This window comes from Streptomyces sp. NPDC102467 (assembly GCF_044765445.1).
Classification (GTDB): domain Bacteria; phylum Actinomycetota; class Actinomycetes; order Streptomycetales; family Streptomycetaceae; genus Streptomyces.
The window spans coordinates 87283-106777 of the sequence record NZ_JBIWKA010000014.1; the positions used below are offsets into that span (position 1 = coordinate 87283).

The 19495-nt window shown below is 71.3% G+C and carries 16 protein-coding genes; 8 read left to right on the forward strand and 8 right to left on the reverse strand.

All coding sequences use genetic code 11. From position 1 onward, the window contains the following. Nucleotides 1-34 precede the first annotated feature (34 nt). Nucleotides 35-3322 (reverse strand): S41 family peptidase, encoded by a 3288-nt coding sequence (locus ACIREE_RS28285; protein ID WP_404157905.1) that lies wholly within the window; start codon nt 3320-3322, stop codon nt 35-37. A gap of 179 nt (nt 3323-3501) precedes the next feature. On the opposite strand from ACIREE_RS28285, the gene ACIREE_RS28290 reads away from it, so the two are divergent. Then, a complete protein-coding gene (locus tag ACIREE_RS28290; RefSeq protein ID WP_404157908.1) occupies nt 3502-4089 on the forward strand; it encodes a TetR/AcrR family transcriptional regulator in 588 nt (195 codons plus the stop codon). Nucleotides 4090-4259: 170 nt separating this feature from the next. Further along, complete coding sequence (locus tag ACIREE_RS28295; RefSeq protein WP_404157911.1) at nt 4260-6467, forward strand: MMPL family transporter; 2208 nt, start codon at nt 4260-4262, stop codon at nt 6465-6467. 47 nt (nt 6468-6514) lie between these two features. Here ACIREE_RS28295 and ACIREE_RS28300 read toward each other — a convergent pair whose 3' ends face one another. Further along, a complete protein-coding gene (locus tag ACIREE_RS28300) occupies nt 6515-6877 on the reverse strand; it encodes an SsgA family sporulation/cell division regulator (RefSeq protein WP_404157914.1) in 363 nt (120 codons plus the stop codon). A gap of 133 nt (nt 6878-7010) precedes the next feature. On the opposite strand from ACIREE_RS28300, the gene ACIREE_RS28305 reads away from it, so the two are divergent. The 4 genes from ACIREE_RS28305 to ACIREE_RS28320 are packed head-to-tail and all read left to right on the forward strand — an operon-like array spanning nt 7011 to nt 10093. Continuing rightward, complete coding sequence (locus ACIREE_RS28305) at nt 7011-8066, forward strand: energy-coupling factor ABC transporter permease (RefSeq protein ID WP_404157917.1); 1056 nt, start codon at nt 7011-7013, stop codon at nt 8064-8066. A 1-nt stretch (nt 8067) separates the two neighbouring features. After that, a complete protein-coding gene (gene cbiQ / locus ACIREE_RS28310) occupies nt 8068-8829 on the forward strand; it encodes a cobalt ECF transporter T component CbiQ (protein WP_404157919.1) in 762 nt (253 codons plus the stop codon). Further along, nucleotides 8817-9590 carry an energy-coupling factor ABC transporter ATP-binding protein gene (locus tag ACIREE_RS28315; RefSeq protein WP_404157922.1) on the forward strand — a complete coding sequence of 258 codons (774 nt, stop codon included), beginning with the start codon at nt 8817-8819 and terminating at the stop codon, nt 9588-9590. Before cbiQ ends, ACIREE_RS28315 begins: the two co-directional genes overlap by 13 nt. Further along, nucleotides 9587-10093 (forward strand): GNAT family N-acetyltransferase, encoded by a 507-nt coding sequence (locus ACIREE_RS28320; protein WP_404157925.1) that lies wholly within the window; start codon nt 9587-9589, stop codon nt 10091-10093. Before ACIREE_RS28315 ends, ACIREE_RS28320 begins: the two co-directional genes overlap by 4 nt. Here ACIREE_RS28320 and ACIREE_RS28325 read toward each other — a convergent pair. Then, entirely contained in the window at nt 10083-10688 is a 606-nt protein-coding gene (locus tag ACIREE_RS28325; protein ID WP_404157927.1) for a hypothetical protein, read from the reverse strand. The genes ACIREE_RS28320 and ACIREE_RS28325 overlap by 11 nt on opposite strands. A gap of 101 nt (nt 10689-10789) precedes the next feature. Between ACIREE_RS28325 and ACIREE_RS28330 the strand changes: the two genes are divergently transcribed. Beyond that, the gene (locus tag ACIREE_RS28330; RefSeq protein WP_404157930.1) at nt 10790-11563 is read left to right on the forward strand and encodes an SDR family NAD(P)-dependent oxidoreductase; all 774 of its coding nucleotides are present in this window, start codon (nt 10790-10792) and stop codon (nt 11561-11563) included. A 40-nt stretch (nt 11564-11603) separates the two neighbouring features. Here the strand turns inward: ACIREE_RS28330 and ACIREE_RS28335 are convergent, their stop codons facing one another. The 5 genes from ACIREE_RS28335 to ACIREE_RS28355 form a co-directional block, all read right to left on the reverse strand. Further along, on the reverse strand, nt 11604-12455 hold the full coding sequence (locus ACIREE_RS28335) for an EamA family transporter (protein ID WP_404157933.1): 852 nt from the start codon (nt 12453-12455) through the stop codon (nt 11604-11606). Continuing rightward, a complete protein-coding gene (locus tag ACIREE_RS28340; protein WP_404157936.1) occupies nt 12452-12952 on the reverse strand; it encodes a YbaK/EbsC family protein in 501 nt (166 codons plus the stop codon). Before ACIREE_RS28340 ends, ACIREE_RS28335 begins: the two co-directional genes overlap by 4 nt. 64 nt (nt 12953-13016) lie before the next feature. Beyond that, nucleotides 13017-14720 carry a penicillin-binding transpeptidase domain-containing protein gene (locus ACIREE_RS28345; protein WP_404157939.1) on the reverse strand — a complete coding sequence of 568 codons (1704 nt, stop codon included), beginning with the start codon at nt 14718-14720 and terminating at the stop codon, nt 13017-13019. A 98-nt stretch (nt 14721-14818) separates the two neighbouring features. Beyond that, nucleotides 14819-16459, reverse strand: coding sequence for a penicillin-binding transpeptidase domain-containing protein (locus ACIREE_RS28350; protein WP_404157942.1), 1641 nt, complete (start codon nt 16457-16459; stop codon nt 14819-14821). A gap of 124 nt (nt 16460-16583) precedes the next feature. Further along, nucleotides 16584-18347, reverse strand: coding sequence for a dolichyl-phosphate-mannose--protein mannosyltransferase (locus ACIREE_RS28355; RefSeq protein ID WP_404157945.1), 1764 nt, complete (start codon nt 18345-18347; stop codon nt 16584-16586). Between the two features lie 84 nt (nt 18348-18431). Here ACIREE_RS28355 and rsmI point away from each other — a divergent pair, with 84 nt between their 5' ends. Beyond that, nucleotides 18432-19316, forward strand: a complete 885-nt coding sequence (rsmI, locus tag ACIREE_RS28360) for a 16S rRNA (cytidine(1402)-2'-O)-methyltransferase (RefSeq protein ID WP_404157948.1) — start codon at nt 18432-18434, stop codon at nt 19314-19316. Nucleotides 19317-19495 lie beyond the last annotated feature (179 nt).

A 19495-nucleotide genomic window follows, 5' to 3' on the forward strand; every position in this document is an offset into this window, starting at 1 on the left:
TGCGTTGCCCTGCCGCCGCCCCACCCTGCCCCCGTTACCGCGGCGGCAGGGTGGGCCGGCGCCGGTCCGGGACGTCCGAGAGGTCCGGCGGGTTCTTCGCGCCCTGTTCGCGCAGCAGGTCGAGAGCGAGGTGGACCGCGTCGTCGAGCTGCGCGTGCCGGCCCTCAGCCCAGTCGAGCGGGGTGCGCAGCGCCTCGATGTCGGGGTCGACGCCGCGGTTCTCGATCGACCAGCCGTACTCGGGGAACCACGCCGCGTTCATCGGCACCGTGATCACCGTGCCGTCGCCGAGTCGGTGCCGTCCGGTCATGCCGACGACGCCGCCCCAGGTGCGCTGGCCGACGACCGGGCCGAGACCGAGCAGTTTGAACGCCGCGGTGATCATGTCGCCGTCGGACGAGGTCGCCTCGTCGGCGATGGCGACGACCGGGCCCCGGGGCGCGTTCGACGCGTAGGAGACGGCCTGGGCGTTGCGGGTCAGGTCCCAGCCGATGATCTTCCGGGTGAGCTTCTCGACGACCAGCTCGCTGATGTGGCCGCCCGCGTTGCCGCGTACGTCGACGATGAGCGCGGGCCGGGACACCTGCTGGCGCAGATCCCGGTTGAACTGGGCCCAGCCGGAGCCGCCCATGTCGGGGATGTGCAGATAGCCGCACTCGCCGTTGCTCAACTCCCGTACGTACTCCCGGCGTTTGGCCACCCAGTCCTGGTAGCGCAGCGGCCGTTCGTCGACGAGGGGGACCACCGCGACGCGGCGCGCGCGGCCGCCGCCCTCGGCGCGGGTGAAGGTCAGCTCGACGGTCGTGCCGCCCGCGCCGGCAAGCAGCGGGAACGGTCCCGTGACGGGGTCGACCGGGCGGCCGTCTACGTGGGTGAGGACGGCGCCCTCGCGGATGCCGGTGCCGGACAGCGGGGAGCGGGCCTTGGAGTCGGAGGAGTCGCCGGGCAGGATCCGGCTGATCGCCCAACCCCCGTCCCGCGAGCAGAAGTTGACGCCGAGCAGGCCCTGGGCGCGCTGGTAGTGCGCCGGGCCCTCGTTGCGGCGGGCCGCGGAGACGTAGGCGTGCGAGGTACCCAGTTCACCGAGGACCTCGCGCAGCAGGTCCGCGAACTCGTCCGGCGATGCGACCCGTTCGACCAGCGGGCGGTACTGGTCGAGGACGCCGGGCCAGTCGATGCCGCACATGTTCGGTTCCCAGAAGTACGCGGGGATGATCCGGCCCGCTTCCTCGAAGGCGCCGCGCCACTCGGCGGGCGGCTGGGCCTCGTGCAGGATGCGGCGCAGGTCGATGAAGACGGTGCTGTCGTTGTCGCCGGCCTCGGTGGAGGGCACGGCGCGCAGCTCGCCCTCGTCGCCGACGACCAGCCGGGTGCCGTCGCCGCTGACCTCGAACCAGTCCATGTGGTCGACGAGTTGGGTCTTCTTGCACTTGGCGAGGCTGAAGTGTTCGAGGGTGGGCTGGGAGGAGGTGTCGGCGGGGTTGGCGAACGTCTCGCCGAGCGCGCCGGAGATCGGCCAGCGCAGCCAGACCAGGCCGCCGCCGGCGACGGGGCGCAGCGCCGAGTACTTGGAGGCGGCGACGGGGAAGGGGACGACCCGGTTCGCCAGGCCCTCGATCTCCACGGTCGGCGCGGCCTGGGTGAGGCCGGATTCCTCGACGGGGTCGAGCCCGCCGGCCGCCGTGCGCCCGTCGGGGGAGAGCGCGAAGGGCGAGGGCGTGGCCGACGACAGCGGTACGAGGTAGGGGCGGCAGCCCAGCGGGAAGGAGAGGTCGCCGGTGTGCACGTCGTAGACCGGGTCGAAGCCGCGCCACGACAGGAACGCCAGGTAGCGGCCGTCGCGGGTGAAGACCGGGTTCTCGTCCTCGAAGCGGCCGTTGGTGACGTCGACGAGGGTGCGGTCCTTGATGCGGGCCATCTTGATCTGCCGCAGGGAGCGGCCGATGCCCGGGTGCGACCAGGTGAGCCAGGCCCCGTCGGGTGAGAAGGCGAGATCGCGGACCGGGCCGTTCGCCGACCGGATCAGCTCGGTGACCTCAGTGCCGGAGGCGTCGGAGGCGTCAGTGGCATCAGGGCCGTCAGCGGGGTCGGATGGCTCGGCCGTGTCCAGGAGCAGCAGCCTGCCGTCGTTCGAGGCGATGGCGAGCCGTTCGCCGTCCGGGTCGCTGACCAGTTCCTGTACGCGGCCCAGCGCGCCGGACGCGAGCCGGCGCGGCGGGCGGTCGCCGGAGGCGCGCGGCAGGTAGGCGATCTCGACGGCGTCCTCGCCCTCGGCGTCGGTGACGTAGGCGACCTGCCCGCCGGAGCCGAGCATCTCGGGGAGCCGGACGCGTACGCCCGGGGTGTCGCCGAGGGTGCGGGCCGGGCCGTCGCGGTGGGTCAGCCAGTACAGGGAGCCGCGTACGACGATCGCGCCGGCCCGGCCGGTCTCGTCGACGGAGAGCGCGTCGACGTGCAGGGCGGCCGGGACCTGGTAGCCGCGCCGCCCGGCGCGCGGGCCGCCCAGGCGGACGTGGAGCCTGCGGGGCTGCGAGTCGGGGGAGAGGTCGTCGAGGATCCACAGCTCGCCCGCGCACTGGTAGACGATCCGGGCGCCGTCGGAGGAGGCGTGCCGGGCGTAGAACTCGGCGTGGTCGGTGTGCCGGGTCAGGTCCGATCCGTCCGGCAGGCACGAGTAGACGTTGCCGATGCCCTCGTGGTCGGAGAGGAACGCGATGCGGCCGTCCACGAACATCGGGTCGTCGAGGTGCCCGTCCAGGTCGGCGAGGATGCGCTGCCCGTGCACCCAGAGGCGGCCCTGGGCGCCGCCCCGGTAGCGCTTCCAGGCGGCCGGCTCGTGCGGCGGGGTGCCGGTCAGGAGCAGGGTCTGCCGTTCCCCGCCGATGTCGGCGATCTGGATGTCGGAGACCGGGCCCCAGGGCAGTTTGCCGCCGGGGGAGCCGTCGGTGGGGACGCTGTAGGCGAAGGTGAAGTAGGAGAACGGCTCGCCGTGCGAGGCCACGGCGAGGATGTCCCCGTCGGGTGACCAGCCGCGTACCTGCGTGTCCACGCTCCCCCAGTAGGTGAGCCGGCGCGCGGAGCCGCCGTCCACCGGCGTCAGGTAGATCTCCGGGTCGAGGCTGCGCCAGGTCGTGTACGCGATGTGCGTGCCGTCGGGGGAGAACCGCGGGTGGCTGACCTTGGTGCGGTCGACGGTGACCCGCCAGGCCCGCGCCGAGCCGTCGAGCGGCGCGACCCACAGGTCGTCCTCGACGACGAAGCACAGTCGCTCGCCGCTCACGTGCGGGAACCTCAGGTACGCCTCGGCTGCATCTTCTGTCACCTCCCCATGCTTTTCCGCGGCGGGGCCTCCGGCAACCGGGCACCACGGGAGAGAGCAACCGGGCACTGCGTGAGAGACGTGGCGCGGAGATGTGGTGCACCCCACGTACGAAACGGTTTCGTTTCGTTAGTGGACGGGGTATGTTCAGGGCGTAGGTGGACCGAGGAGAGGTGACGATCATGGTCGCGGAAGCAACGGCGCGCCGCAGCCGGATCACGCCCGAGCGTGAGGCCGAGCTGTACGGGGCCGTGCTCGAGCTGCTCCGCGAGGTCGGCTACGACGCCCTGACGATGGACGCCGTGGCAGCCCGCACCCGGGCCAGCAAGGCGACGCTCTACCGCCAGTGGGGCGGCAAGGCCGAGCTCGTCGTGAAGGCGCTGCGCCAGCAGAAGCCGCAGTTCGACGAGATCGACACCGGGTCGCTGCGCGGTGACATGCACGCGATGGCGGTCCGTGACGACGACTGTCACATGGAGCAGAACAGCGCGCTGATGCGCGGCCTGATGGTGGCCGTGCACGCCAACCCCGATCTCCTGGAGGCATTCCGGGAGTGGATCGTCGCGCCCGAGCTCTCGGGGCTCGACCGGCTGCTGCGCAGAGCCGTCGACCGCGGCGAGATCCGGGCCGACAACCCGGCGCTCGGCTATGTGATCCACATGCTGATCGGCGCCTTCGCCACCCGGACGCTCATCGACGAGCAGCCGCCGACGCAGGCCTACCTCACCTCGTACATCGACGCTGTCGTCCTCCCCGCCCTCAGCGCCTGAGATATCCCTACCCCGCACACCTGACGCGACCGCTCACGTCGTCGGGCTGAACTTCCCTGCCCCCGGGCTCGGGTCGGGGGTGACGTCTGCCTCGCGGCGTCCCTTCGGGCGAACGACGTCACCCCCGACCCGAGCCCGCCGCCAAACGACCTGACCGGGAGTACGCCTTCGTGGCCACTTTCCTCTACAAACTCGGCAAACTCGCCTTTCGCCGACGGCACTTCGTCGCCCTGATATGGGTGGCCCTGCTCACCCTCGCGGGCGTCGGCGCGGCCACCGCGCCGACCGCCGCCGCCAGCTCCTTCTCGATCCCCGGCACCGAGGCCCAGAAGGCCTTCGACCTCCTCGACCAGCGCTTCCCCGGCTCCTCCGCCGACGGCGCCACCGCCCGCGTCGTCTTCAAGGCTCCGGCCCACGAGAAGCTGACGGACGCCGCGAACAAGGCGGACGTCCAGGACGCCGTCGCCGCGCTGAAGTCCAGCTCGAAGCAGGTCGCCTCCGTGGCCGACCCGTATCTCGCGAAGACCGTCAGCAAGAACGGCACGATCGCCTACACCTCGGCCACGTACAAGGTCTCCTCGATGGAGCTGACCGACGACGACCGGGACGCGCTGCAGAAGGTCATCGACCAGGCGAAGGAGACCGGCCTGACCGTCGAGGTCGGCGGTGACGCCCTCCAGGCGATGCCGGAGACCGGCGCCACCGAGGTCATCGGCATCTCGATCGCGGCCGTGGTCCTCGTCATCACGTTCGGCTCGCTGCTCGCGGCCGGGTTCCCGCTGCTGACCGCGCTGATCGGCGTGGGCATCGGCGTCTCGTCGATCACGGCGCTCGCCAATGTGCTGGACCTCGGCACCACCACCTCCACCCTGGCGATGATGATCGGCCTCGCGGTCGGTATCGACTACGCCCTGTTCATCGTCTCCCGCTACCGCGCCGAACTGGCCGAGGGCCGGGAACGCGAGGAAGCGGCCGGACGGGCCGTGGGCACCGCCGGCTCGGCCGTCGTGTTCGCCGGTCTGACCGTCGTCATCGCGCTGGTCGGCCTCGCCGTCGTCAACATCCCGATGCTGACGAAGATGGGCATCGCCGCGGCCGGCACGGTCGCCATCGCGGTCCTCATCGCGCTGACCCTGATTCCGGCGCTGCTCGGCTTCGCGGGCAAGCGCATCCACGGCCGCAAGGCCCGTAAGGCACTCGACTCCACCGAGAAGGCGGAGCCCAGGACCAACATGGGCACCCGCTGGGCCCGCTTCGTGCTGCGCCGCCCGGTCATGGTCCTGGTCGCGGGCGTCATCGGGCTCGGCGCGATGGCGATCCCGGTCGCCTCGCTGGAGCTGGGCCTGCCCGACGACGGCGTCCAGCCCACCGACACCACCCAGCGCAAGGCCTACGACCTGCTGTCCGACGGCTTCGGGCCCGGCTTCAACGGTCCGCTCATGACGGTGGTCGACGCCAAGGGCGTGGACGACCCGAAGGGCGTCGTCGACCAGGTCGTCTCCACGATCAAGAAGACGGACGGCGTCGCGGCCGTCGCCCCGGCCACCTTCAACAAGGCCGGCGACACCGCGATCGTCAGCGTCGTCTCCAAGTACAAGCCGTCCTCCGTCGAGACCGAGGACGTCGTCCACGCGATCCGTGACGCGGGCCAGGATGTCAAGGCCGACAGCGGCGCCGAGCTCGCGGTCACCGGCTCCACGGCCATGAACATCGACGTCTCGCAGAAGCTCAACGACGCGCTCGTGCCCTACCTGGCACTCGTCGTCGGCCTGGCGTTCCTGCTCCTGATGGTCGTCTTCCGCTCGGTCCTCGTCCCGCTCAAGGCGGCCCTCGGCTTCCTGCTCTCGGTGCTCGCCGCGCTCGGCGCCGTCGTCGCCGTCTTCCAGTGGGGCTGGCTCGGCTCGGTCTTCGGCGTCGAGCAGACCGGCCCGGTCATGTCGATGATGCCGATCTTCATGGTCGGTGTGGTCTTCGGTCTCGCGATGGACTACGAGGTCTTCCTCGTGACCCGGATGCGTGAGGCGTACGTCCACGGGGAGCGGCCCGCGCAGGCCATCGTCACCGGGTTCCGGCACGGCGCCCGGGTGGTCACGGCCGCGGCGATCATCATGATCGCGGTGTTCGCCGGCTTCATCGGCTCCTCCGAGCAGATGGTCAAGATGATCGGCTTCGGCCTGGCGATCGCCGTCTTCTTCGACGCGTTCGTCGTCCGCATGACGATCGTGCCCGCGGTGCTCGCGCTGCTCGGCAAGAGGGCCTGGTGGCTGCCGAAGTGGCTGGACCGCGCGCTGCCCAACGTGGACGTCGAGGGCGAGGGCCTGAACGCGGCCGAGGCCGCCGGGCGTCCCGGGGAGAACAGGGAGCTCGTCGACGCCTGACCGGGTGATCCGACCGGGTGATCCGACCAGGTGACCCGACCGGATGATCAGTGCGTGATCGTCGCCGGGGTGACGGCCGTGTACGTACGACGCAGGAAGCGGATCAGCGCTTTGACGTCGAACTGCACGACCGTCACCCCGTTCGGCTGTCCGGGGCCGTGCGTGTGGAACTCGATGACCGCCTGCACCCGCCCGCACGGCCAGATCCGGACGGAGCCGCCGCTGACCGGGGCGCGCAGCCCCTGTTCGAGGAGCTCGCGCGGGAAGATCCATTCGCCGGAGTCGGGGAGGGTGACGCGGATCCGCCCGTCGTAGCGCAGCACGACCGGCACGGACCGGGGCGCGTCGGGGGAATCGGTGACGACATGCGCCCGGGCGTACTGCTCCACGTACTGCTCGGAGACGGTCATGCCATCCAATGTCCCATATGTCCGGGTGTGCGGGCCAGGGTCAATTGAGGACGAGGCGCTCTTGCGAAGGGTTCGCAACAAGGCACTATCATCGAACGGTTAACCAGTTGCCCGAGCGCCGGAGTGCCCTGCCATGCATGTCCCCGACGGATTCATCAACGCCCCCGTGTCGGCGGCCGCCGGTGTCGTCGCCGCGGGCGCCGTCGCCGTCAGCCTGCGTGGCGCCCGCCGCGAACTGGACGAGCGCACCGCGCCGCTCGCCGGCCTGGTCGCCGCGTTCATCTTCGCCGTGCAGATGCTCAACTTCCCCGTCGCGGCGGGCACCAGCGGCCACCTCCTGGGCGGAGCGCTGGCCGCGATATTGGTGGGGCCCTATACCGGGGTCCTGTGCGTGTCCGTGGTGCTCCTGATGCAGGGCGTGCTGTTCGCGGACGGCGGCCTGACCGCGCTCGGCGTGAACATCACGGACATGGCGATCACCACCACGGTCGTCGCCTACCTCGTCTTCCGCGGCCTCGTGAAGGTGCTGCCCCGCAGCCGCCGCTCGATCACCGTCGCCTCCTTCGTCGCCGCCGTGCTCTCCGTCCCGGCGGCCGCCGTGGTCTTCACCCTCATCTACGCCATCGGGGGGACGACCGACGTCTCCATCGGCAAGGTCGCCACCGCGATGATCGGCGTGCACGTCCTCATCGGCATCGGCGAGGCCGCCATCACCGCCCTCACCGTCGGCGCGGTCGTGGCCGTGCGGCCCGACCTCGTGTACGGCGCCCGCGGGCTGACGCAGCCGCTCAAGCTGAAGATCGCCGGCGAACTGGTCGACGCCCCGGCCGCGGCCCCCGCCCCGGTTGCCGCCCGCTCGCACCGCAAGATCTGGATCACCGGCCTGGTCACCTCCCTCGTCCTCGCCGGGTTCGTCTCCTTCTACGCCTCGGCCAGCCCCGACGGCCTGGAGAAGGTCGCCCACGACAAGGGCATCGACAGCAAGGCCAAGGAGCACGCCTCCGCCGACTCGCCGCTCGCCGACTACGGCGTCAAGGACATCACCGACGCCCGCATCTCCGGCGGCCTCGCCGGGATCATCGGCGTCGGCGTGACCGTCGTCGCCGGGTCCGGGATCTTCTGGGCGCTGCGCAGGCGGCGTACGAGCGACGCGGCGTCGACCGAGGTCCACGCCACCGAGTCCGTCTGACATGGGCGCCGGACACGCGCACCGCCTCTACCGCGCCGGGCACTCCCCGGTGCACGCGCTGCCGCCCCACACCAAACTCGCCGCCGTCTTCGGCTTCGTCGTGGTCGTCGTCTCCACGCCGCGCGAGGCGATGTGGGCGTTCGCGCTGTACGCGATGCTGCTGGGCACCGTGGCGTACGCGGCGCGCGTCCCGGCCGGCTATCTGCTGAAGCGGCTGCTCATCGAGGTCCCCTTCGTCGCCTTCGCGGTCCTCATGCCGTTCGTCGCCGAGGGCGAGCGGGTGCAGGTGCTCGGCCTGTCGCTGAGCGAGAGCGGCCTGTGGGGCGCGTGGAACGTGCTGGCCAAGGGCACGCTCGGCGTCGCCGCGTCGGTGCTCCTCGCCTCGACGACGGAGCTGCGGGAACTGCTGCTCGGGCTGCAGCGGCTGAAGCTGCCGCCCCTGCTGGTCCAGATCGCGTCCTTCATGATCCGCTACGGGGACGTCATCACGGACGAGATGCGGCGGATGAAGATCGCGCGGGAGTCGCGCGGCTTCGAGGCGAGCGGCGTACGGCACTGGGGGGTCCTCGCCAAGTCGGCGGGGGCGCTGTTCATCCGCTCCTACGAGCGCGGCGAGCGCGTGCACCTGGCGATGGTCAGCCGGGGGTACGCGGGTTCGATGCCGGTGATCGACGAGGTGACGGCCTCGCGGACGCAGTGGTCGTCCGCGCTGGCCCTGCCGGGTGCGGCGCTCGTGGTGTGTCTGCTGGGATGGGTGCTGTGACTGCTTCTGCTTCTGCCTCTCTTGAAGTCTCCGGGCTTGCCTTCGCCTACCCCGACGGGCACCAGGCCCTCTTCGGTGTCGACCTGACCATCGGGCAGGGCGAGCGGGTCGCGCTGCTCGGCCCGAACGGCGCGGGCAAGACGACCCTCGTCCTGCACCTCAACGGCATCCTGACCGGCGGCGCCGGGACCGTCACGGTCGCGGGCCTGCCCGTCGGCAAACGGCACATGGCGGAGATCCGGCGCAAGGTCGGCATCGTCTTCCAGGACCCGGACGACCAGCTGTTCATGCCGACGGTCCGCGAGGACGTCGCGTTCGGCCCGGCCGCGGCCGGCATGAAGGGGCCGGAGCTGGAGGCACGGGTCCGCAAGGCGCTCGCGTCGGTCGGCATGGAGGAGTACGCGGACCGGCCCCCGCACCATCTCTCCTTCGGCCAGCGCCGCCGGGTGGCGGTCGCCACGGTCCTCGCGATGGAGCCGGAGATCCTCGTCCTGGACGAGCCGTCGTCCAACCTCGACCCGGCCTCGCGCCGCGAACTCGCCGACATCCTGCGCTCGTTGGACGTGACGGTCCTGATGGTCACGCACGACCTGCCCTACGCCCTGGAGCTCTGCCCGCGGGCGGTGATCCTCAGTGAGGGCGTCATCGCGGCGGACGGGGCGACCGGCGACCTGCTCATGGACGAGGACCTGATGCGGGCGCACCGCCTGGAGCTCCCCTTCGGATTCGACCCGAAGTCGGTCGCGGGGAAGGCGAGTTGAGCCTTCTGTCGGCTCAGGTCATCGCGACCGGCCGCCTCGACCTGCTGCCGCTGGAGGTCGCGCACGCGCCGGAGATGGCCGGGGTGCTCTCCGACCCGGCGCTGCACACCTTCATCGGCGGCGCCCCGCACACCCCGCACTCCCTGCGGGCCCGCTACGAGCGCCTGACCGCGGGCTCCCCCGACCCGGCCGTCGCCTGGCTGAACTGGGTGATCCGGCTGCGCGCAGAGAACTGCCTGACGGGCACCGTCCAGGCGACGGTGACCGCATCCGACACCGAGATCGCGTGGGTGGTCGGAACTCCCTGGCAGGGCAGGGGAATCGCGGGCGAAGCGGCCAGGGAGCTGGTGGACTGGCTGAGCGGTCAGCAGGTGCGGTCCGTGATCGCCCACGTCCACCCCGGCCATCACGCCTCCGCCGCCGTGGCCCGCTCCGCCGGGCTCGCCCCCACCGACATCCGGCAGGACGGCGAGACCCGCTGGAGCCGCCGGCTCAGGCCTTGACGAGCGCCGCGCGCGAGGTGTCGGCGGTGCCGCGCCACAGGGGAGCGTAGGAGAGCACCAGCATGACGGCGCCGAGCGGGATGAGGTCCTTGACGGTGTAGGAGAGCAGTGAGTCGGCGAGCACCAGGGCCGGCGCCCACACCTTGAGGGTGCGCAGGGCGGCCAGCCGGCCGGTGAGCAGGAACTGGCCCACGAAGAACAGGAGCGGGCCGAGGATGTAGAAGGCGAGCTCCACGCCCGGCAGCGCCTGGAAGTCGCCGACCCGGTCGCCCATCTCGGCGTGGTCGGCGGAGATCAGGCCCGTCACGATGTCCGCGCCGAACTGCACCACGAGCGCGGCGATCCCGGCGCCGCCGATCCACAGCCCGGCGAGGGACCATCTGTCCCGGCCGGCGACCTTCTCCACCGCCGACCTCCGCATCGCGGCGAACCCTTGGGCGAAGAAGGCGAGCCCCGCGAGGAAGCACAGATGCCCGGCGGTCCAGGCGAGTCCTGGCCCCTTCACCCCGTCGATCCCGTCGAGAAGACGGATCACCCCGTAGGCGCCGAAGAGGACGGGACCGTAGAGGAACGCGCGCTGCTGTGTCGTTGTCATGCGACGATCCTTTCGGCCCCGGGTCGTCAACTCGATCCGGAAACACCCTGGTTGGACCCCTAGGGCCCCTCCGGGTTCCACCCCCGAGTAGCGTCGGGGCCATGACACGCTTCGAGGGGTACGCGGCACTGGTCACCGGCGCGGGACGCGGCATCGGCGCCGCCGTCGCGCACCGGCTCGCCGCCGAGGGCAGCCAGGTCCTGGTCACCGATATCGACGTGGTGGCCGCCGAGAAAATCGCCGGGGAGATACGGGAACAGGGCGGCGCGGCCACCGCGTGGCGCTGCGACGTGGGCGACCGGGACTCCGTGACGGCGGCCGTCGCGGGCGCCGTCGAGACCTTCGGCCACCTCGACGTCCTCGTCAACAACGCCTACGCCTGCCACCCCGACACCGCGCTCTTCGAGGACGAGGACGACGAGGCGTGGTCCCGCGACCTGGACCTCTCCCTCAACGGCGCCTACCGCTGCTGCAAGGCCGCCCTGCCGCACCTCGCCGCGTCCGGCCGCGGCGCCGTCGTCAACATCGGCTCCGTCAACGGCCTCCAGGACTTCGGCAACCACGCCTACAGCGCGGCCAAGGCCGGCCTGATCTCCCTGACCCGCACCCTCGCGGGGCACGCGGGCCCGCGCGGCGTCCGCGTCAACCTCGTGGCCCCCGGAACGGTACGCACCCGCGCCTGGACCGACCGGGGCCGCAACCCCGACGCCATGAGCGCGTTGTATCCGCTCGGCCGGGTCGGGGAGCCCGAGGACATCGCGGCCGCGGTGGCGTTCCTGGCGTCGCGCGACGCGGCCTGGGTGACCGGGGTGGTGCTGCCGGTGGACGGCGGGATCACGGCGGTGCACACCGGGTTCAAGGGCACCACCGTCTGAACCTCTGAGTCTCCGAACTTCTGAGCCGTCGCACGTGACGTCACCCCGCGTGCAGCATCAGCCCGATCCCGGCCACCATCACCCCGGCGGCGACGATCCGCGGCAAGCCGAACCGTTCCTTGAAGAACACCGCCCCGATCGCCGCGCCCACGATGATCGACGACTCGCGCAGCGCGGAGATCGGGGCCAGGTCCGCCCGGGTCTGCGCCCACAGCACCAGGCCGTACGCCGCCACGGACAGCGCCGCGCCCAGCAGCCCGAGCAGGGCGAACGGGCGCAACTTCGCGACCAGTTCACCGCGCCAGCGGTACGCCGCGTACACCGGCACCGCGAGCCCTTCGAGGATCATCAGCCACGCGATGTACCCCATCGCGGAGCCGGACGCCCGTACCCCGAGACCGTCCACCACCGTGTACGCGGCGATGGACACGCCCGTCGCGAGAGCCGCGCCGATCGCCCGCCGGTCGGGCCTGCGTCCGGAGCCGCTCAGCCCCCACACGGCGAGCCCGGTCAGGCCCGCGCAGGACACCGCGACCCCCGCCGCCTGCCAGCCGCCCGGCACCTCGCCCGCGAACACCGCCGCGAGCACGGTCACCACCAGGGGAGCCGTGCCGCGCGCGATCGGGTACGCCTGGCCGAAGTCGCCGAGCCTGAACGACGTCATCAGCAGCACGTAGTAGGCGATGTGGATGACCGCCGACGCGATCAGGTACGGCCACGCGCCCGCCGCCGGGAGGGGCGCGAACGGTGCGATGACGAGCCCGATGAGCGTGCCGCCGCCGGAGATGAGCGTGAAGCCGACGAGCTTGTCGGTGATGTGGTGGGCCAGCGCGTTCCACGACGCGTGCGTGACCGCGGCGAGCAGCACCGCCGCGGCGACTATCGGGGTCATTCCCTGGCTTCCTCGCGTACGTCCACGAGCGTGGCGCCCGCATGCGCGACCAGGGCCTTGGGCTCCATCGGGAAGACGGCGTAGGGGGTGCCCGCCGCCGCCCACACCACGTCGTGGGCGAGCAGCGAACGGTCCGCGAGGACCCGGGTCTTGCTGCGGTGGCCGAAGGGCGGGACGCCGCCGATCGCGTACCCGGTGAACTCCCGCACCACGTCCGCCTTGGCGCGCGTCACCTTCGCCGCGCACAGCTCCCACCGCACGCGCTCGAGGTCGACCCGCGACGCCCCGCCCATCAGGACCAGCACGGGCACCCCGTCCGACGCGAAGATCAACGACTTGCAGATGGCGCTCAGTTCGCAGCCGATGGCGTCGGCCGCCTCCTGCGCGGTGCGGGTCGCCTCGGGGAAGCGCCGTACGCGCGGAAGGAGTTCGGCCAGACCCAGCTCGGTCACGGCCGTGGCGAACCGGGGGTGCGCTGCGCTTGCTTCTGACGTCATGAACGGCACGCTAGCGGTCGGTGTAGCGCCCACGCGACCGAGTAGCGGGACTTCGGCGACACGGTCACCCGGCGCCGTTGAGCAGCATCTGGCGTACGACAGGGCCCGCCGAGTCGCCGCCGTGCCCGCCCTGTTCCACCACCGCCGCCGAGACGAGATCACCGCGCCAGGCCGTGAACCAGCCGTTGGGCTCCTTCTGCCCGTCGACCTCCGCCGAACCGGTCTTCGCGCCCATGTCGGATCCGAGCCCGGACATCGGCTCCACGGCCGTGCCCGCGACCGCCGTGTAGTGCATCAACTCCCGGATGTCCGCGGCCGTCCCGGCGGACAGGGACCGGGCGGCCTTGGCGAGGGTGCGGTGGTCGACGTCGGGCGAGACCAGGTAGGGCTGGTGGAAGGTGCCGGACTTCACGGTCGCCGTGACCGACGCCATGTTCAGCGGGTTCATCCGTACCGCGCCCTGCCCGATCAGCGAGGCCGCCATCTGCGCGTCCGACTGCACCGGCACCGAACCGTCGAAACTCGGCACGCCGATCGCCCAGTTGTCGAGGCCGAGCCCGAAGACCTGCTGCGCCTGCTTGGTCAGCGAGTCGTTCTCCAGCTTCGGGGCCTGGCTGATGAAGGCGGTATTGCAGGACCTGGCGAAACTCGCCTTGAACGTGCCGTCCTTGATCTCGAACTTGTCGTCGTTCTGGAACTTCCAGTGCCCGTACGTGAAGTACTTCGGGCAAGGATGCTTCTTGTCCACGCCCGCCAGGCCCTTCTCCAGGAGCAGCGACGACGTGATGACCTTCATCGTGGAGCCGGGGGCCAGGGAACCCTGGAACGCGGTGTTGAAGCCGTGACTGGAGTTGGCGACGCCCAGGATCTCCCCGGTCGAGGGCCGCAGCACGACGACCGAGGCCTTCTCGCGGGAGGCGACCTGCTTCTCGGCGGCGGCCTGCACGGCGGGGCTGATCGTGGTCTTCACCGTGCCCGGCGTGCCCTCGGAGAGAGTCACCAGCGTCTTGTCGGGCAGCGCGTTCTTCTCGGCACCCTTCGCGGGCGCCTTGCGCACGACGCGCAGTTCGACGCCGGCCGTGCCGCCCGCCTTCTTGCCGTACTTCTCGCGCAGCCCGTCGATGACGGTGCCGAGCGACGGGTACTTCTTCGCGGTCAGCTCACCGCCGTCGCGGTCCTCCGCCTTGACCGGCGGGTCCCCGGCCTCACCCGTGACGAGCCGGTCGCCGTCCTTCAGCTCCGGATGCGCGACGGACGGCTGCCAGCCGACGAGGACCTTGCCGTCGCTCTTGCGGCGCACCGCCGTCAGCGAGGAGTCGTACGCGTACGGCTTGCTGAGCTTCTTCGCGTCGGCGCCCTTCTCCTCGTACGAGACCGTCGACGCGACGTGGAAGGGGACCTTGGCGCCGGTCCGGGTACCCGGGGTGACCTTCACGTCGGTGAGGCGGGCATCCTTGGTCAGACCGGTGAGCGCGGCCTGTGCGGCGCTCGCGTCGTCCGTGTACGAGGCCGCCTTCGCCGCGTCCCCCGCCTGCCAGGCGGTGAGGAACCCGTCGGCCGCCGTCCGCACCTCCGCGGCGCTCGGCGGACCCGTCTTCACCTCGGGCTTCCCGTCCGAGGTCGCGGCGGACGACGTGCCGCCGCTGTCCATCAGGACGTAGGCGCCGACGCCTGCCCCGACGACGGCGACCACGGCGGCCGCGCCGATCACCAGGGCGTGGTTGTGCTGCCGCCCGGGGACAGCCTTCTGCTTGCCTCTGGTGCCCAACGTCGTCCTCCGGTGGTTCTGCGGGTGGCCCAGATTACGGGGTGCCCCAAGTCGCTTCCGTCGAAGGACAGAACGCCGTACACAGGCCCCTGGTTTCGTTACGATCCGGCCCGCAACACCGAAGCCACGATCGGACCGGCCGCGTCGCCGCCGTGGCCGCCGCCCTCCACCATCGCCGCGGTGGCGACATCGCCCCGGTATCCCGTGAACCAGGAGTTGGAGACGGACTGCCCGTCGACCTCCGCCGAGCCCGTCTTCGCCCCGATGTCACCGCTGAGCCCGGCCATCGCGTTCGTGGCCGTACCGATCGACGAGGTCGCGGTCTGCCGCATCATCGACTTGAGCTGGTACACGGTCGAGGACGGCAGGCCCTGCGCGGTGGCCAGCCGACGGTCGCCGAGCTTCGGGGAGACGAGGACCGGCTGGCGGAAGGTGCCGGTGATCGCGGTCGCCGTGACCGACGCCATGTTCAGCGGGTTCATCGCCACCTTGCCCTGGCCGATCATCCCGGCCGGGTCGTCCGAGTTCCCGTTGACCGGCACGGAGCCGTCGTACGACACGATCCCGGTCTGCCAGTCCTTGCCGAGGCCGAACCGGTTCTGCGCCTCGGCCGCGAACTTGTCCGCGCCCAGATCGTCGGAGAGCTTGATGAAGGCGGTGTTGCAGGACCGCTGGAAGCTGTTGGACAGCGTCGCGCCCTCGTTGGGCTGCATGCCCGTGAGGTTGTGGAAGGTCTGGCTCTGCGCGACGACCGAGTCCGGGCAGGGGGCCGACCCGGTCATCGACGTGACACCGTTGTCGATGAACGCCGCCGCGGTGATGACCTTCATCGTGGAGCCGGGCGCGATCCTCCCCTCGAACGCGGCGTTGAACTCACCCCACCCGTGGTTGGCGACCGCAAGCACTTCACCGGTGGACGGTTTGACCGCGACCACGGACGACTTGGCGAACTTCGTCACCGCGCCCTCGGCCGCCGCCTGCGCGCTCGCGCTGATCGTCGTCCGCAGCGTGCCGGGCCTGCCCTTGGCGAGAGTGAGCAGCGTCTTCGCGGTCGTCGCCCCGTCGGCGCTCTCGCGCTTGATGAACGTCTCGACGCCCGGCGTACCGCCCGCCTCTTCCCCGTACTTGGCGCGCAGCGCCTCCAGAACGGGCCCGAGCGAGGGGTACTTCGCCTTCGTCAGCACCGCGCCGCCCCGGTCCACGGCCTCGATGGGCGGCGCCGCCGCCTCACCGGTGACGAGCGTGTCGCCCTCGCGCATGTCCGGATGCAGCACCGCGGGCTGCCAGCGCACCAGCGCCCGGCCCGTGGTCTCGCCGCGCACGACCGTCAGCGACGAGCCGTACTCCATCGTCCGCTTCTTGCCGCCGAACGACACCGTGGCCTCGACCTTGAACGGCACCTTCGCCCCGGCCGGCGTGCCCGCGGTCAGCACGGTGTGCGTGATGTGCGCGTCGTCGTGCCAGCCCTGCAGCGCGGGCCGCGCGGTCTCCGCGTAGTTCGTGTACGCCGCCGCGCCCGCCGCGTCGTTCTTCGCCCACGCCGCCAGGAAATCGTGCGACGTCTCCTTGATCTCGTCGCTCGTCGGCGGCCCGCTCCTACGCGCCCCCGGCGCGCCCGCGGACGACGAACCGCCGTCCCCCGCCACCGCCGTGATGATGTTGTACGCCCCGTACCCGGCACCGCCCACCATCACGGTGAACGCCCCGCCGACGATGGCGGCCTTGACCCCCTTGCGCATGCGCGCACCCCTCCCCAGGTTGACGGAAGGGACTGTAGGCACGTCAGGAGCCCGTGGTGCGCGGTGTTTCCAGATGGTGTCCGAAGGTGACCGAAGAGTGATCACGAATACGGCTGAAAACCGGTCATACCCAGGTGTCCAGCCACATCCGCGACCGCCAGGAATCCATCGGGATGGCATGGCCCGTGTAGATCGGCCAGAAGTAGATGAAGTTCCACGTGATCAGCAGGACGATCACCCCGGCCCCCGCCGCGCCGACCACCCGCCGTCGCTCGCTCGACCCGGGCCGGCCGATGATCGCGCCCAGCATCATCGCCAGCGCCAGGCAGAGGAACGGGCCGAAGACGACCGCGTAGAAGTAGAAGATCGTCCGCTCCTGGTACTGGAACCAGGGCGCGTAACCCGCCACCACACCGCAGACGATCGCGCCCGCCCGCCAGTCGCGCCGGAAGAACCAGCGCCACAGGACGAACAGCAGCGCGAAGCAGGCCGCCCACCACAGCAGCGGCGTACCGAGCGCCAGGACCTCGCGGGCGCACTTGTCGGCCGCGTCCGCCGGGCAGCCCTGCTGACCCGCCGACGGCGACTCGTAGAAGTACGAGACCGGGCGGCCGTCGACCATCCAGCTCCAGGGGTTGGACTGGTAGGTGTGCGGCGAGCTGAGGTGGGTGTTGAACTCCCAGACCTCGTGCTCGTAATGCCACAGGCTGCGCACCCAGTCCGGCAGCCAGGTGAAGTGGCCGCCCTTGCCCGCGGTCGCCGCCCAGTTGCGGAAGTAGCCGCCGGTGCCGTCGGTGGGGGAGAGGATCCAGCCCAGCCACGACAGGACGTACATGGCGATCGCGACCGGCACCGTCGAGACGAACGCGGGCACGACGTCCCGCTTGAGCACCGCGAGATACGGGCGCCGCGCCCCGGCCACGCGCCGCGAACCGACGTCCCACAGGACCGACATCAGCGCGAAGGCGGCCAGGTAGATGAAGCCGTTCCACTTCGTACCGGCGGCCAGGCCCAGGCAGAGGCCCGCGAGCAGCCGCCACGGGCGCCAACCCAGGCGCAGCGTCTCGGCGACGTGCGCGTCCGGGCGCACAAGGCCGTACTCGTCGACGGGCAGCGACGCCGCCAGCCGCTCCCGGGCCCTGTCCCGGTCCACGACCAGGCAGCCGAACGCCGCGACGACGAAGAAGACAAGCACCGAGTCGAGCAGCGCGGTGCGGCTCATCACGAACGCGAGGCCGTCCACCGTGAGCAGCGCCCCGGCCAGACAGCCCAGGAAGGTCGAGCGGAAAAGACGCCGCCCGATCCGGCACACCATGAGCACGCACAGCGTTCCGAGGACCGCCGTCATGAACCGCCAGCCGAACGGGTTGAACCCGAACAGCCACTCGCCGATCCCGATGACGTACTTGCCGACCGGCGGATGCACCACGTACGACGCGTCCGTCGGGATCGCGACGTGGCCGTCCTTCGACAGGATCAGGTCGTTGGCGTTCTTGGCCCAGTTCACCTCGAACCCGTGGTGGATGAGCGCCCACGCGTCCTTCGCGTAATACGTCTCGTCGAATATCACGGCCTTCGGGCTGCCGAGATTCCAGAACCGCAGCAGCCCCGCGACGAGCGTGACGAGCAGCGGACCTGCCCAGCCGAGCAGCCGGTTCGCCTGCCCCGCGGTGAACCGGCTCAGGCCGAACGACGCCCACAGCCGGGAGGACGGCGAGGGCTGCGGCGGCACGAGGTGCGCACGGACATCACCGCCGCTCTCCGGCGCCCGGTACCCGAAACGGCGCAGGCCGCGCAGGTAAGGCGACGGCTGCCGCTCCCCGTCGGGGGCCTGCTCGGGCGGGGCGCTGGTCGGGGTCGACTGGGACGACGACGCGGTACTGGTCACCGCGCCATCGTAGGGAACCGCGCTGTGCACGTCCCGTGCACGGGCCCGACTCGGCCGGGCGCGCGTCCCTGCGAGGATGGAACCGTGACAGGAAGCCCTGATTCCCCCCAGCCCGCCGGAACGCTCGTGCTTGCCGGTACGCCCATCGGCGACACCTCCGACGCGCCGCCGCGGCTCGCCCAGGAGCTGGCCGCCGCCGACGTCGTCGCCGCCGAGGACACCCGGCGCCTGAAGCGGCTCACCCAGGCGCTCGGCGTGCATGTCAACGGGCGCGTCGTGTCCTACTTCGAGGGCAACGAGGCCGCCCGCACCCCGGAGCTGGTCGAGGCCCTGACGGCCGGTTCGCGCGTGCTGCTCGTGACCGACGCCGGCATGCCGTCCGTCTCCGACCCCGGGTACCGGCTCGTCGCGGCCGCCGTCGAGCAGGACATCCGGGTCACCGCCGTACCGGGTCCTTCCGCCGTGCTCACCGCGCTCGCCCTGTCCGGGCTGCCCGTCGACCGGTTCTGCTTCGAGGGGTTCCTGCCGCGCAAGGCGGGGGAACGGCTGAGCCGGCTGAAGGACGTCGCGGACGAGCGCCGCACCCTCGTCTACTTCGAGGCCCCGCACCGCCTCGACGACACGCTCGTCGCGATGGTCGAGGCGTTCGGCGCGTCGCGCCGGGCCGCCGTCTGCCGGGAGCTCACCAAAACGTACGAGGAAGTGAAGCGCGGGTCTCTGAAGGAGCTCGCCGAGTGGGCCGCCGACGGCGTGCGGGGCGAGATCACCGTCGTCGTGGAGGGCGCCCCCGAGAAGTCGGGCGAGGACGTCACCCCCGCCGAGCTGGTGCGCAGGGTGCAGGTGCGGGAGGAGGCGGGCGAGCGGCGCAAGGAGGCGATCGCCGCTGTCGCCGCGGACGCCGGGCTGCCCAAGCGGAACGTCTTCGATGCGGTGGTCGCGGCAAAGAATGCGTCCCGGGACACCCCATAGGCGCGCAAAGGACTAACCTGAAAAGCAAAGCGAAGACCGGGTGTCACGGCCATTTCGGCAGGGAAATGCCAAAAGGGATCCAATAGTCGACAGGTCTTTTGCGCTCGGCCCGCCGGAGGCGTCCACTGGTTGAAGGGACGCACCCGTCCCCACGCTGCCCCCGGGCAGCGCTTGTCCAG

Coding starts and splice junctions, on each gene's coding strand:
- ACIREE_RS28305 (WP_404157917.1), top strand. CDS start 7,011: ATGCATGTCCCCGACGGATTCATCAACGCCCCCGTGTCGGCGGCCGCC.
- ACIREE_RS28340 (WP_404157936.1), bottom strand. CDS start 12,952: ATGACGTCAGAAGCAAGCGCAGCGCACCCCCGGTTCGCCACGGCCGTG.
- ACIREE_RS28330 (WP_404157930.1), top strand. CDS start 10,790: ATGACACGCTTCGAGGGGTACGCGGCACTGGTCACCGGCGCGGGACGC.
- ACIREE_RS28350 (WP_404157942.1), bottom strand. CDS start 16,459: ATGCGCAAGGGGGTCAAGGCCGCCATCGTCGGCGGGGCGTTCACCGTG.
- ACIREE_RS28315 (WP_404157922.1), top strand. CDS start 8,817: ATGGGTGCTGTGACTGCTTCTGCTTCTGCCTCTCTTGAAGTCTCCGGG.
- ACIREE_RS28300 (WP_404157914.1), bottom strand. CDS start 6,877: ATGACCGTCTCCGAGCAGTACGTGGAGCAGTACGCCCGGGCGCATGTC.
- ACIREE_RS28290 (WP_404157908.1), top strand. CDS start 3,502: ATGGTCGCGGAAGCAACGGCGCGCCGCAGCCGGATCACGCCCGAGCGT.
- ACIREE_RS28335 (WP_404157933.1), bottom strand. CDS start 12,455: ATGACCCCGATAGTCGCCGCGGCGGTGCTGCTCGCCGCGGTCACGCAC.
- ACIREE_RS28325 (WP_404157927.1), bottom strand. CDS start 10,688: ATGACAACGACACAGCAGCGCGCGTTCCTCTACGGTCCCGTCCTCTTC.
- cbiQ (WP_404157919.1), top strand. CDS start 8,068: ATGGGCGCCGGACACGCGCACCGCCTCTACCGCGCCGGGCACTCCCCG.